The sequence below is a fragment of the Catenulispora sp. GP43 genome (assembly GCF_041260665.1).
In the GTDB taxonomy this organism is placed as follows: Bacteria; Actinomycetota; Actinomycetes; order Streptomycetales; family Catenulisporaceae; genus Catenulispora.
In genome coordinates this window covers 111,631-124,676 of record NZ_JBGCCT010000001.1, presented here as the reverse complement: position 1 = coordinate 124,676, position 13,046 = coordinate 111,631, and the positions used below count along the sequence as shown (strand labels likewise).

The window sequence follows — 13,046 nt, the reverse complement described above, 5'->3', positions numbered from 1 at the left end:
CTACCCGGGGGCGCAACAGAGTGGTAACAGGACTCCGCTACGCTAGGGGCGGAACCACCGGAGAAGACCCCGGGAAAACCAACAGAGCGGCCCATCGGACCGCTCGGTTTCGGCGTCCGTACTGCGGTCCAAGAACGCCGCAGCACGGAGATACGTGCATATGTTGATGAAGTTGTCGTGCGGTCGTGCGAGAGCTTTGCCGGTACGGGACGGCGGACGGCCTGGTCAGGCCATCCGGCTGCGGGCCCGCGCGGCGCGACGCTTCAGCGCGCGGCGCTCGTCCTCGCTCATCCCGCCCCACACGCCGGCGTCCTGGCCGCTCTCCAGCGCCCACTGCAGGCACTGGTCGACGACGTCGCAACGACGGCATACAGCCTTGGCATCTTCGATCTGCAGCAACGCCGGCCCGGTGTTCCCGATCGGGAAGAAGAGCTCTGGGTCCTCGTCACGGCAGGCAGCGCGGTGGCGCCAGTCCATGGGGTCCACTCCTTCGGTTTCGTGGTGTACGTGTGTGCGTGCGGTGCCGGCACGGAAGCGGCGGTTCGTCCAGGTCCCCCACGGCCCTGGCGGGTCCGGTCGCGTCCGGTGTGCCGGGTACTACTGCCACAACGCCGGACGCGGGTGTCCGGTCACTGTGGGTCCCGCTGTTGTACGTCTTCTGTACGGCTCTACCTGTCTTGCGGCGGGCCCGCCACTGGACAACCGCCGCGTGGGTTCCCGTGTTCCGGCGTCCACCTTGTGAATGTGAACGCTTTCACTAGTAACCCCGGCGGTCGGGACCACTCGAACTACTGGGCAGTTGGCCTGGCGCGGAGATCGCTGACGCGCTCCGCGGACTAAGGCGTGACACAAAGGGAGAACCGCGACCCGGGTGTGATCCGCGCCGCTTCTCCTTAGTGTCCAACCGCACCGGGCCGGGTGATCCTCCGACAGGTGCCTTCCCAAAGGGTGTCAGGGGTTCCGGCCGGTGCACAAGCCCTTGGTCCGATGTTTTTGGATTTCCAGGCTGTCTCCTCGCTCACACCTTGCCTTCCAAGGGGGTGAGGAGGAGACGATGACTAGTCCAAAGGCACTAGAGCGAACTAGTACCTGGGAATCCTCGGCGGCGCCCGGGTTCAGCCTGTGTTCGGCGGAGCCCCGGCGGCCGTCCGTGACTCCATGTCATCACATCGCGACCCGCAGCGCGTCGCGAATCGCGCGGAACGTCACACTTTCGCGCAGCCCCAAGTGGTCCCCGTCGACCTGGAAGTCGGTCGGCACGTCCGCGGTCAGCGTGAATTCCGTCAGATCATGGTGCAGGCTGACATTCTTTCCGCGGACCAGTTTCTCAGTGGACGTGAACATCTGGCGGACTATCCGCAGCGCGGACCGGCCGGACATCCTGGTGACGCCGAACAAGTCGAGGCCGTCCTCGAACGAGGAATCCGGCGTGATCACGATCGGCTTGTTGCCGAGATACGTCCACGGCGAAGTGTTCGTGACGATGGCCATGAACAGCCGCGGTATCTCCGTGCCGTCGGCCATCTTCATGCCGATCGGGGGATTGCGCCGGTCCAGGCCGTGCCAGTAGTGGCGCAGGGCCGAACGGATGTACAGGGAGCCGGTCGACTTGTGGCCCGCGCTGCGTTGCTCCTCCACTATCCCGACCACCGCGGCGTCGAAGCCGTAGCCGGCGGTGAAGGTGAAGTAGCGGTCGTCGGCCAGGCCCATGGACACCGGCCGCCGGCGGTTCTCGTGGATCGCGTCCAGCAGGACGCCGGTGGCCTCCACCGGGTCGTTGGGCAGCCCGAGCGCGCGGGCGAAGACGTTCGTCGAGCCGCCGGGGACCACGCCCAGGTCGGGGCGCGGGCAGCCGTCCGGCAGGTCGGCGCTCAGTATGCCGTTCACGACCTCGTTGACCGTGCCGTCCCCGCCGAGCGCGACGATCAGGTCCACCCCGTCCTCGGCGGCGGCGCGGGCCAGTTCCACGGCATGCCCGCGGTAGGCGGTCTCGCCGATCGCGGTGTCGAGCTCCCCGGCCAGGGCGTGGGCCAGCACTTCGCGCGTGCGTTCGGACGTGCTGGTGGCCTTGGGGTTCATGACCAGGAGCGCGCGCATGGGCACACGTTACTGGTTCGTATTACGACTGCGGTATGCGACCCGCCCGCACCCGGTCCGAGGTGGTCGCGAGCAAGGGCCGGGCCGCTGGCGTATTTTGGTCTACGCCTGCTGGACGCGAGAAGCGCGGGATCCGGCCCGTCGGCGCGTCCGCCGAAACCTGGCGCTTTGTCCGCGGCCCGCCGTTGCTACCCTCCTGAGTATGTCGAGCGAACCGACGCAAGCCGTCCCGGCCGTTCCCGCCGCCGAACACCTCCCGCGCCCCCTGACCGTCGCCGCCGCCATCACCGCGGTGGAGAGCCTGGTGGCGCTGGTCTACTCGGTGTGGCTGGTGGTCGAGGCGTTCGTCGGGACCCCGCGCGAGCGCGGGCAGGCCATCGCCGTCGGGATCACGTTCCTGATACTGGCCGTCCCGCTGCCGCTGGTGCCGCGCGGGCTTTGGCGGGCCAGCATGCGGGCCCGGACTCCGGCCGTGATGATGCAGCTGCTGGCGCTGTGGGTGGCCTACTTCATGGTCCAGGCCCAGTTCTGGATCGGGGCGGTGCCGGCCGTCGCGGCCGCGGTCGTCGGGCTGTTCTGCATCTTCACCCCGGTCTCCACGGCGGCGCTGACCAAGCACTGGCGCGAGGACGAGAGTCCCGAGACGAACTGATCCGGTAGGAACGCGAGCAAGCAGAAAGCGGCGGCCCGATCGGGCCGCCGCTTTCTGCTTGCTCGCGCTAGAGGCTCACTCGTCCACCAGCAGCTGCGCGCGCAGCTGCTCCAGGGTCCGGGCCAGCAGGCGGGACACGTGCATCTGCGAGATGCCGATCTCCTCGGCGATCTGCGACTGCGTCATGTTGCCGAAGAAGCGCAGCAGCAGGATCTTCTTCTCCCGCGGCGGCAGCTGCTCCAGCAGCGGCTTGAGGGACTCGCGGTACTCCACGCCCTCCAGCGCCTCGTCCTCGCTGCCCAGGGAGTCCGCGACGGCCGGCGAGTCCTCGTCGCCGCCCTCGGAGACGTCCAGGGACAGCGTGGAGTACGCGTTGGCGGACTCCAGCCCCTCCAGGACCTCCTCCTCGGAGATCTTGAGGTACTCGGCCAGCTCGGCCACGGTGGGCGAGCGGCGGTTGCGCTGCGAGAGCTCGGAGGTCGCGCTGGTCAGCGACAGCCGGAGCTCCTGCAGGCGGCGCGGGACCCGGACCGCCCAGCCCTTGTCGCGGAAGTGCCGCTTGATCTCGCCGATCACGGTCGGCGTGGCGTAGGTCGAGAACTCCACGCCGCGCTCGGTGTCGAAGCGGTCCACCGACTTGATCAGGCCGATGGTCGCCACCTGGGTCAGGTCGTCCAGCGGCTCGCCGCGGTTGCGGAAGCGCCGGGCCAGGTGCTCGACCAGCGGCAGGTGCATCTGGACCAGCTCGTCGCGGATCTGCTTGCGCTCGGTGGAGCCCTCGGGGAGCTCGTTCAGCCGGGCGAACAGCTCGCGGGCCCGGGCGTGCGCCTCGGCGTGCGGGCCGCCCTGGCGCGGCGGGCGGCGCAGCGGGAAGGAGGTCGCGGCGGGCGGGGCGGCCTCGCCGTCGGCGTCCTCGTGCTCCAGCTCGCCGCCGAGCTCCTCCAGCTCCAGGACGACCGGCTCGTCGAAGTCGCCGTCCTCGGTGTCCTCGGCGTCGGTGTCCGGCTCGTCCACGACGTCCTCGTCCGCGGCCGCGGCGGGGCCGGGTGCGGACGGGCCGCCGCGCTGCCCCTCGCCGTGCCCGGCCCGGCGGGCGGCGGGGATCTCGTCGGGCTCGAAGGCGCGCACTGGGATCTCCTCGGCGGCGCTCACGAAGCTCCCACGCCGCGCTGCTTGAGCATGCTGATGGTGACGGTCTGCCCGATCCCGGTCCCGGTGGGGCCGTCGGGCCCGTCGGCGTCGGAGACCCGCGCGTCGACCTGGCCGGCCAGCGCGGCCAGCACCGTCCAGGCGAAGGTGTCGCGGGCCGGCGTCTTGCCGTCCAGCGTGGGCACCGAGACGTCCACGCCCAGCGCGCCGTCGCGCAGCTCGAAGCGGCAAGTCAGTCCCGAGCCCGGCACCGCCTTGGTGAGCAGGATGGCGCAGGCCTCGTCCACGGCGATGCGCAGGTCCTCGATCTCGTCCAAGGTGAAGTCCAGCCGGGCCGCCAGGCCCGCCGTCGCCGTCCGCAGCACCGACAGGTACGCACCCTCGGCCGGGATGCGGACCTCGACGAAGTCCTGCGGGGCACCGTTTTGTTGTCCCATTCCGCTTCCTGCGCTCGTTGAGGCGATTGTGGGGACGGCTGTCCGCTGGGCAGAGTGCTGATGCACGACACCTCCGCTGCTGGAGTGAATCATTCTGCTGCGGATCGTACGCCGAACGCGTGCCCGGGCGTGGCCCGGACGCACCCTCAGTGCTCGTCCCTCACACTCAACGTACCCCGAACGGGGGACAGACGAGCCGTCCTGCGCCGGGGAAAATCCGGCGCCGGACGGCTCGCGGGTCCGCACTGATCGCCCCGGGGCCGATCAAGGGCGGTTCAGGACTGCTTGGTCTCCCAGAAGATCTTGGAGATCTCCTCGATCTTGGCCAGCAGCTCCTCGGCCGTGGCCGGGTCCATGCTGCCCTTGGTGCCGCCCGCGCCGGCCAGCTTCGTGGCCTCGTTGAACAGCGTGTTCAGCTGCGGGTACTTCTCGAAGTGCGGGGCCTTGAAGTAGTCGGTCCACAGCACCCACAGGTGGTGCTTCACCAGCTCGGAGCGCTGCTCCTTGATCAGGATGGCGCGGGTCCGGAAGGCCTCGTCGGAGCTGTCGGCGTACTTCTTGGTGATGGCCAGGACCGATTCGGCCTCGATCCGGGCCTGCGCCGGGTCGTAGACGCCGCACGGCAGGTCGCAGTGGGCGTGGACGGCAGTGGTGCGGGAGAAGATCCGCGAGAACATTTGAGGTTCCCCTTATCTTGTGTGCCGGATTGCCGGACAACGTGATGCCACGACCCTACTGCCCGCCCTCGGCGGACGCGTGACAAGGTGTGGTCCGTGAGATCGGTCACCGACCCCGGGACGGCGCGCTGGTCCGTGCTGCGTGTGAGCGGTCCCTCGATGGTCCCGGCGCTGCGGGACGGCGACTTCGTCCTGGTCAGAAGGACCCGCCCGGGATGGACCCGCCCGGGTGACGTGGTGGTGGCCCGGCATCCGGACCGGACGGACGGGATGCTCGTCATCAAGCGGGTCGCCCGCCGCGAAAGCGGGGGCTGGTGGCTGCTGAGCGACAACGAGTTCGTGACTTCGGACTCACGCGAGTTCGGCGCGGTGCCGGACGCCGCGGTCCTGGCCCGCGCCGTGCTGCGACTTCGGGACCCGTGCCGGATCGCCCGGATCCCGAAGAAACGCTGATGCGCTGAAACGCTGATACGCCGAAATACCGAAACAGCGCCCCGCCCCGGCCGCGATGACGGCCCGGGGCGGGGCGCTGAGGCGCTGTGAGCACTTCCGGCGCCGCGAAAGCTCCCAGTGGGGCTGGGAACTCCTCAGCGGCCGGGTGTGGCGCTTCCGGCGCCGGCCACGGCCATCACCTTGGCCCCGGCGGCGGTCGCCGCAGCCGCTGCTTCGGCCTCGCCGGCCGCCGCGGCCCGGGCCTGCTCCTTGCGTCGGGCCCGGTAGGCGGCCACGTTCGCGCGGGTGGCGCAGCGGTCCGAGCAGTAGCGGCGCGAGCGGTTGGTCGAGGTGTCGATGAACACCTCGCGGCACGGCGCGGCCTGGCAGACGCCGAGCCGGTCGAAACCGAGCTCGGTGGCCTGCACGGCCAGCCCCATGGCGGCCTTCGCGCCGTAGACGGCGGCGATGGTCGGCGCGCCCTCGGCCAGGTGCAGGTGCCACGAGGCGCCGTCGTGGTCGGTGACCACCGGGCGGATCGGGTACTGCTTCATCAGGGAGTTGAGGACTTGGACGGCGCGCGGCACGCGCCCGGACTCGGCGGCGTCGAAGACCTCGCGGAGCCGGTCCCGGATGGCGCGCAACTCCGCCACGTCGGCGTTGGTGACGCGGCACCTGCCCTCGGGCGCCAGGAGCTCCTTGGCCTGCTCACATGTGGTGAGCGTGTCCCGGTGTCGGTAGGGGTCGGCGGTGTTCACCAGCGACACCGCCCGATCTGCGTAGGATGCGAGTTCCACGGTCTTCTGTCCTTGTTCGCCTTGCAGTGCGGCAGGCGCCCGTTGCCCGACGTTCTGCTCGTTTAGTAGCCATGACGGTACGCCGTTCGGGGTCGCTGCGCGAGGGTCAAATCATCGCTGATTCGCCCACCCGTCTCCCACCACCACCCGTGGAGGAGACGCTTCGCGCCACGGCATTTCTTAGATTCGACACATCCGACCTTTGTAGGGAACGGCTAACGAAGCGGCCGCGGAACGCTCTTGGAAACGTTCCGCGGCCGAATGAGGCCGGATCGAAGGATCCGGGCCGCTCAGCGCACCTTCGCCAGGAAGGCCTGGGTGCGTTCGTGCTGCGGATCGCTGATCACCTGGCGGGCGTCGCCGTGTTCCACGATGACACCGCCGTCCATGAAGGCCACGGTGTCGCCGACGTCCCGGGCGAAGCCCATCTCGTGGGTCACCACGATCATCGTCATCCCGGAGTCGGCCAGCGCCCGCATCACCGCGAGCACGTCCCCGACCAGTTCGGGGTCCAGCGCCGAGGTCGGCTCGTCGAACAGCATGAGCGAGGGCTGCATGGCCAGCGCCCGCGCGATCGCCACCCGCTGCTGCTGCCCGCCGGAGAGCTGGCTGGGGTAGTTGCCGGCCTTGTCCGACAGGCCCACCTTCTCCAGGTGCTCGCGGGCGTCGGCCAGGGCCGCCTCCCGGCTCTTGCCGAGCACCTGCATCGGGGCCTCGATGACGTTCTCCAGCGCGGTCTTGTGCGGGAACAGGTTGAAGCGCTGGAACACCATGCCGATCGTGCGCCGCTGCTTGGCGACGTCGCGGTCGTGCATCTCGTGCAGCCGGCCCTTGCGCTCGTGGTAGCCGACCAGTTTGCCGTGCACGCAGATCCGCCCGTTGTCGATCTTCTCCAGGTGGTTGACGCAGCGCAGCAGGGTGGACTTGCCGGAGCCGGACGGGCCGATCAGGCACGCCACCTCGCCCTCGCGCACCGTCATCGAGACGCCCTGCAGGACCTCCAAGCGGCCGAAGGACTTGTAGACGTCCTCGATCTCGACCGCGGGGCGTTCGGTGGCCCGGTCCGAGCCGTGGCCCTGGGGGACCGTGTCCTGGCTCATGTCCGTCCCTCCCCGGTGGGTGCGGCGGTGTAGGCGGTCCGGCGCCACGACAGGTTCCGCTTGAGCAGCTTCTGCAACGGCGTGGGCGGCAGGTTCCGGCTGGAGCCGCGCGCGTAGTGCCGCTCGACGTAGAACTGGCCGATGGACAGCACCGTGGTGAAGAACAGGTACCACAGCGAGGCCACGACGTAGAACGGGATCGCCTTGAAGTACAGGTGGATCGCCGACTCACTGGCGTCGGTCAGCTCCACCACGCCGATCACCGAGGCCAGCGAGGAGGTCTTCAGCATGCTGATGGTCTCGTTGCCGGTCGGCGGGATGATGACCCGCATCGCCTGCGGCAGCACGATCCGGCGCATGATCTTCGCCCGCCGCATGCCGAGCGACGCCGCGGCCTCGGTCTGCCCCTCGTCCACCGACAGGATGCCGGCGCGGACGATCTCGGACATGTAGGCCGCCTCGTTCAGGCCCAGGGCCAGCACCGCGGCGGTGAACCGGGTGATGGTGGAGTTGGTGTCCAGGTGGAAGAACTGCGGCCCGAAGGGGACGCCGAAGCCGACCTGCTGGCCGACCAGCGCCGCGATGTTGTTCCAGAACAGCAGCTGCACCAGCACCGGGGTGCCGCGGAAGAACCACGTGTAGACCCAGGCCGCGCCGGAGGACACCGGGTTGCTCGACAGCCGCATCACGGCCAGCAGCACGCCGCCGACGATGCCGATGAGCATCGCGTAGACGGTCAGCTCCAGGGTGACGAGGACCGCCTGGACGATGGTGTGCCAGAAGAGCCACTGCCGGACCAGGTCCCAGCCGAAGTTCTTGTTGAACGCCAGCATGTTGAAGAACATGAGGGCCAGCACAGCCAGGACGGCCGCGCTGATCCACCGGCCGGGACGCCGGACCGGCACCGCACGGATCGCGGCGGGCCGGGCGGCCCCCAGGGCGGACGCGTTGTCCGCGCCCGCCGTCGGATTGCTCTCACTCACTCGCGGCTCAGCTCGTCGCCTGGTTCAGACCGGGGGTGGTGTAGTCGCCGGCCTGGATCCCGTACTTGGTGGTGAGCTGGTGGTAGGTGCCGTCGGCGACCAGGTCCTTCAGGGCGGCCAGGAAGGCCTGCGACAGCCCGCTGTTGCTCTTGGCGATGGCGATGCCGTAGGGGGCGCCGGAGTAGAGGTCGCCGACCGCCTGGAAGTTGCCGCTCTTGGCGTAGTAGTCCACGACCGGGGAGTCGGCCAGGACCGCGTCGCAGCGGCCGGAGGACAGCGACTCGTTGATCTGGTCCTGGGTGTCCTGGGACAGGGTCTTGATGTCCGGCTTGCCGGCCGCCTCGCACGCCTTGTTGCGGGTCGGGATGTCCGGATTCTCCTGGATCGTGCCCTTCTCCACGCCGATCGTCAGGCCGCACAGCGACAGGTCGGTCGGGGAGTTGTCCGTGAGGTTCTTCGGGTTGCCCTTGGGGACCATGAGCTTCGTGCCGGCGTTGAAGTAGGTCACGAAGTCGTCGACGCCCTCACGGGTCTTGTTGTCCGTGATGGAGGACATGCCGGCGTCGTATTTGTTCGTGGAGATGCCCGTGACGATGTCGTCGAAGGTGACCTCGGTGAAGTTCGCCTTCAGGCCCAGCTTCGCGGCGATCGCGTTGCCCATGTCCACGTCCCAGCCGACGATGTTGCCGTTCTGGTCCTTGGACTCGTTCGGCGGGTAGCTGGGGTCGGTCGCGATGGTGATGACGCCCTTGCTCTTGATCGCGGCCGGCACCAGGGCGGCGGCCGCGCTGTCGACGGCGCCCGAGCCCGAGGAGGAGGCGGTGGAACCGGACGATCCGGTTGACGAGCTTCCGGGCTTGCTGCCGCTTCCGCAGCCGGCCGCGGTGAGGACCAGCGCGATCCCCGCGGCCCCGACTATGACGGCCCTGGATGTTCTCCCGGCTCGCATGTGTTCTCCTCCTGGTGGGTTATCCATTACCCGCTCAAGCAACGTTCATGGGGTACGGTGCTGGAATCCTTGCACCGGCAAATGGCTGTTGAACATAGGCAGCCATGTAAAAATCGCATCACGGGCGAACCCCGCGTCGTCGGTGCGACAGCGTCGAACGGACCCATCGGACCTCGTGGAGCGCGGTACGGAAGAGCATCCGACTGCAGCCGAACGAGCCCGGCGAACCTCCCCTCAACCCCTCAACAGGTTCACGGTCCGGCCTTTACCGTTCCCTCAACAAGCCGCTCGCGGCAGCTAGGGGTAAGCCATGTCAGGGCAGCTCATCCCGACCCAGTCCCTCGAATCCGACACCGCCGAGGACGAAGTGGGCGATACGGGCGAAACGCCCGTCTTCGACCTGCACCGCGGCGGGAAGATGGAGGTGCGCGCCACGGTCCCGCTCCGGGACCGGGCCGACCTCTCGCTGGCCTACACGCCGGGTGTCGCAGAGGTCTGCACCGCCATCGCCGCTCGTCCGGAGCTGGCGATGGACTACACATGGAAGGCGAACACGGTCGCGGTGGTCACCGACGGCACCGCCGTCCTAGGCCTGGGCGACATCGGACCGCTGGCCGCGCTCCCGGTGATGGAGGGCAAGGCGGTCCTGTTCAAGCAGTTCGGCGGGGTCGACGCCGTCCCGGTCTGCCTGGACTGCACGGACGTGGACGACCTGGTCGAGACCATCGCCCGGCTGGCCCCGGGCTTCGGCGGCATCAACCTGGAGGACATCTCGGCCCCGCGCTGCTTCGAGGTGGAGCGCCGCCTGCAGGAGCGCCTGGACATCCCGGTCTTCCACGACGACCAGCACGGCACGGCCATCGTGCTGCTGGCCGCGCTGCGCAACGCCGCCAAGGTCGTGAACCGGCCGCTGGCAGACCTGCGCGCGGTGATCTCCGGCGCCGGCGCGGCGGGCGTGGCGATCGCCAAGATCCTGCTCGACGCGGGCATCGGGGATCTGACCGTGGTGGACTCCCGCGGCATCGTCTCCGCGGACCGCGCCGACCTGACCCCGGTGAAGACCGAGCTGGCGGCGATCACCAACCGCGCGCGGCTGACCGGCGGCCTGGCCGAGGCGATGCGCGGCGCCGACGTCTTCATCGGCGTCTCCAGCGGCAGCGTGCCCGAGGAGTACGTGGCCACCATGGCGCCGAACGCGATCATCGCGGCCATGGCCAACCCCACCCCCGAGATCCACCCCGACGTCGCGCACAAGTACGCCGCCGTCGTGGCCACCGGCCGCTCGGACTTCCCCAACCAGATCAACAACGTCCTGGCCTTCCCCGGGGTCTTCGCCGGAGCCCTGTCGGTCCGCGCCTCCCGCATCACCGAGGGCATGAAGCTGGCCGCCGCCGAGGCGCTGGCCGCCGTGGTCGCCGACGAGCTGTCCGCCGACAAGGTGATCCCCAGCCCCTTCGACGAGCGCGTCGCCCCGGCCGTCACCGCGGCCGTCGCCGACGCCGCGCGCCGCGACGGGGTCGCGCGGCTGTAGCCGTGGCCGCGGCCGAGGCTGTATGAATGCTCACGGGACACCGGTGCCCGGCAGCTGCTCAGGAGCTGCCGGGCACCGGTGTCCATTCCTCAGGCGGCCCTTGGCGGGTTCGGGCGCTATGAGGTGAAGTGGAGTCATGACCTCTCACGCCCCTGATGTCCGTGTCATGGCCTTCGACCTGGACGGCACCCTGGCCGAGTCCAAGTCCGCGATCACCGAGCGAATGGCCGGCCTGCTGGTCCGGCTGCTGGACGAGGTCCGGGTCTGCGTCATCTCCGGCGGCGCGTTCCCGCAGTTCCAGACCCAGGTCCTGGAGCACCTGCGGGCCGAGCCGGAGCAGCTCGCCGCGCTGAACCTGATGCCCACCAACGGGACCCGCTACTACCTGTACCGCGACGGCGACTGGCGGGAGATCTACGCCGAGGACCTGCCGGAGGACACCAAGCGCGAGGTCGTCGACGTCCTGACGGAGGGCGCGAAGACCCTGGGCCTGTGGGAGGAGAAGACCTGGGGCGACATCATCGAGGACCGGGGGAGCCAGATCACCTTCTCCGCGCTGGGCCAGCAGGCCCCGGTGGCGGCGAAGACCGCGTGGGACCCGGACGGGTCGAAGAAGGAGCGGCTGCGCGCCTGGGCCGCCGAGCGGCTGCCCGCTCTGGAGGTCCGCAGCGGTGGCAGCACCTCGATCGACGTCACCGCGCAGGGCATCGACAAGGCCTACGGCATGCGCAAGCTGATGGCCGAGCTGCACGTCGGCATGGCCGACATCCTCTTCGTCGGCGACCGCCTGGACCCGCAGGGCAACGACCACCCGGTCGAGGCGATGGGCATCCGCTCGGTGGCGGTGAAGAACTGGCAGGACACCGCGGACTTCGTGGAGAACTGGCTGGAGAGCTGACCGCTCACCGCGGCTTGAGCTGCTTCAGAGCCGACTCGGCTCCGGCTTTGGCCAGGACCCGGGTCCAGGCCCGCAGCTGCGCCGGCGGCAGCCGCCCCGGGACGGCGATCCGCAGTACGTCGTCGTCCCCGGGCACGATCAGTTCGGTGGTCTCGGTGGCCAGCGCCCAGCGCCGCCCGGACTTCTTCGGCAGACCCATCCGCCATCCGGTACCGGCGCCGGTGTAGGTCCCGGACTCGCCCGCAGCCGCCTTGCTCCGCACCTCCCACAGCAGGGTCCGGCCCAGACTGCCGGTCACCGGATGCGTGATGTAGTGCTCGAGCCAGTCCTCCAGCGGGATCTCGCGGCGCTCCTTCTGCGCCGATGCCAGCCGCGTGCGCGCCGCGCGTACCGCGGTCCGCAGTTCGGCGGCCAGCTCCGAGACCTCGCGCAGCGTGTCCTGCTCGACCGTCGCCGCGGTCGGCCTGCCGGTCAGCGGCCGGCCCTCCGCCGCCTCGGGGCCGCTGCGCTCGTGGTAGCGGACCGTCACCTGCCCGCCGGTCTGGAGCCGCACCACCGCGACGTGGCCCGGCCCCACCGCGACCCGCACCCGTCCGGCGGCGTCCAGCCCGTAGGTGCTGACCGTCCACTCCGGCGCGTTCGCGAGCGTGCGAAGCCGCCGCTTCAGCTCCGCGTACGCCGCCTTCCGCAACGCCGCCAGCCGCGCCTCGGCGGCCAGCCGGTGCAGCGCCGGCGGCACCAGTTCCCCGTCCACCGCGGCCAGCGCCCGGATCGCGGCGCGCGCCGTCGGCATCGACCCGGTCGTGAGCCGGGACTGCTGCGCGGCCAGCCGGACCAGCAGCGGTACCGCGTCCTCGGCCCGCAGGAGCGGCAGCGCCTTGATCAGGCCACTGATGAACTCGGTCGACTCGGGCCGCGCCGGCCCCTCCTTGTCGACCAGCCGGCTCAGGGCCAGACCGGCGTGCGGCGCCCGGTCGACCAGGCGGCACGCGGCGGCCTCGTCCCACTGGGAGCTCCGCTCGCAGTAGTCCAGCAGGGCGCTGACGTCGGCGTCGTCGGCCAGGGAGCCGAGCAGCCGCTCGTAGGCGCCGGCTTCGAGGTGGCGCCACGGGATGCGGTCCTGGGCCGGGGCCGGAATGTCCGGCTCCTGAATGTCCCACTCCTGAGCGTCCCGCTCCTGCCCGACGGCGCCGGCGACCGAGTCCGGGCCGCCGGCAGCCGACGCCTGTCGAGCGTCCGCCGCCTGGTGGGCGTCCGCCCCCTGCGCCGTCGTGTCACCGACCTCGTCCGCCCCGGCGCCGCGCCGCTTCCGCCGCCCCCGGAACCACCCCATCGCGTCGCCCC

The 13,046-nt window shown here is 70.2% G+C and carries 14 protein-coding genes; 4 read left to right on the top strand and 10 right to left on the bottom strand.

The genetic code is table 11. The features are described 5' to 3' along the window. Nucleotides 1-225 precede the first annotated feature (225 nt). Together ABH926_RS00565 and ABH926_RS00560 are read right to left on the bottom strand one after the other, a co-directional pair. Nucleotides 226-477: a WhiB family transcriptional regulator gene (locus tag ABH926_RS00565; protein ID WP_015796260.1), complete on the bottom strand. Its 252-nt coding sequence runs from the start codon at nucleotides 475-477 to the stop codon at nucleotides 226-228. A gap of 687 nt (nucleotides 478-1,164) precedes the next feature. Then, nucleotides 1,165-2,097, bottom strand: a complete 933-nt coding sequence (locus ABH926_RS00560) for a diacylglycerol kinase family protein (protein ID WP_370363221.1) — start codon at nucleotides 2,095-2,097, stop codon at nucleotides 1,165-1,167. A gap of 202 nt (nucleotides 2,098-2,299) precedes the next feature. Between ABH926_RS00560 and ABH926_RS00555 the strand changes: the two genes are divergently transcribed. After that, nucleotides 2,300-2,749 carry a hypothetical protein gene (locus ABH926_RS00555; protein ID WP_370363220.1) on the top strand — a complete coding sequence of 150 codons (450 nt, stop codon included), beginning with the start codon at nucleotides 2,300-2,302 and terminating at the stop codon, nucleotides 2,747-2,749. A 75-nt stretch (nucleotides 2,750-2,824) separates the two neighbouring features. On the opposite strand, the gene ABH926_RS00550 is transcribed toward ABH926_RS00555, so the two are convergent. From ABH926_RS00550 to sodN, 3 genes are all read right to left on the bottom strand, one after another. Further along, on the bottom strand, nucleotides 2,825-3,901 hold the full coding sequence (locus ABH926_RS00550) for an RNA polymerase sigma factor SigF (protein WP_370363219.1): 1,077 nt from the start codon (nucleotides 3,899-3,901) through the stop codon (nucleotides 2,825-2,827). Further along, nucleotides 3,898-4,335, bottom strand: a complete 438-nt coding sequence (locus ABH926_RS00545) for an anti-sigma factor (protein ID WP_370363218.1) — start codon at nucleotides 4,333-4,335, stop codon at nucleotides 3,898-3,900. Before ABH926_RS00545 ends, ABH926_RS00550 begins: the two co-directional genes overlap by 4 nt. Before the next feature lie 275 nt (nucleotides 4,336-4,610). Further along, the gene (gene sodN, locus ABH926_RS00540) at nucleotides 4,611-5,012 is read right to left on the bottom strand and encodes a superoxide dismutase, Ni (RefSeq protein WP_370363217.1); all 402 of its coding nucleotides are present in this window, start codon (nucleotides 5,010-5,012) and stop codon (nucleotides 4,611-4,613) included. A gap of 96 nt (nucleotides 5,013-5,108) precedes the next feature. Between sodN and sodX the strand changes: the two genes are divergently transcribed. After that, nucleotides 5,109-5,465 (top strand): nickel-type superoxide dismutase maturation protease, encoded by a 357-nt coding sequence (sodX, locus tag ABH926_RS00535; RefSeq protein WP_370363216.1) that lies wholly within the window; start codon nucleotides 5,109-5,111, stop codon nucleotides 5,463-5,465. Nucleotides 5,466-5,599: 134 nt separating this feature from the next. Here sodX and ABH926_RS00530 read toward each other — a convergent pair whose 3' ends face one another. The 4 genes from ABH926_RS00530 to ABH926_RS00515 form a co-directional block, all read right to left on the bottom strand. Continuing rightward, nucleotides 5,600-6,241, bottom strand: coding sequence for a CGNR zinc finger domain-containing protein (locus ABH926_RS00530; protein WP_370363215.1), 642 nt, complete (start codon nucleotides 6,239-6,241; stop codon nucleotides 5,600-5,602). 290 nt (nucleotides 6,242-6,531) lie between these two features. Then, on the bottom strand, nucleotides 6,532-7,341 hold the full coding sequence (locus tag ABH926_RS00525; protein WP_370363214.1) for an amino acid ABC transporter ATP-binding protein: 810 nt from the start codon (nucleotides 7,339-7,341) through the stop codon (nucleotides 6,532-6,534). Continuing rightward, complete coding sequence (locus tag ABH926_RS00520) at nucleotides 7,338-8,324, bottom strand: amino acid ABC transporter permease (protein ID WP_370363213.1); 987 nt, start codon at nucleotides 8,322-8,324, stop codon at nucleotides 7,338-7,340. Before ABH926_RS00520 ends, ABH926_RS00525 begins: the two co-directional genes overlap by 4 nt. A gap of 7 nt (nucleotides 8,325-8,331) precedes the next feature. Beyond that, a complete protein-coding gene (locus tag ABH926_RS00515) occupies nucleotides 8,332-9,273 on the bottom strand; it encodes an ABC transporter substrate-binding protein (RefSeq protein WP_370363212.1) in 942 nt (313 codons plus the stop codon). Nucleotides 9,274-9,583: 310 nt separating this feature from the next. Here ABH926_RS00515 and ABH926_RS00510 point away from each other — a divergent pair, with 310 nt between their 5' ends. Then, entirely contained in the window at nucleotides 9,584-10,804 is a 1,221-nt protein-coding gene (locus ABH926_RS00510) for an NADP-dependent malic enzyme (RefSeq protein WP_370363211.1), read from the top strand. Nucleotides 10,805-10,940: 136 nt separating this feature from the next. Further along, nucleotides 10,941-11,702, top strand: coding sequence for an HAD-IIB family hydrolase (locus tag ABH926_RS00505; RefSeq protein ID WP_370363210.1), 762 nt, complete (start codon nucleotides 10,941-10,943; stop codon nucleotides 11,700-11,702). Between the two features lie 4 nt (nucleotides 11,703-11,706). On the opposite strand, the gene ABH926_RS00500 is transcribed toward ABH926_RS00505, so the two are convergent. Beyond that, on the bottom strand, nucleotides 11,707-13,035 hold the full coding sequence (locus ABH926_RS00500; RefSeq protein ID WP_370363209.1) for a DUF4132 domain-containing protein: 1,329 nt from the start codon (nucleotides 13,033-13,035) through the stop codon (nucleotides 11,707-11,709). Nucleotides 13,036-13,046: the final 11 nt, after the last annotated feature.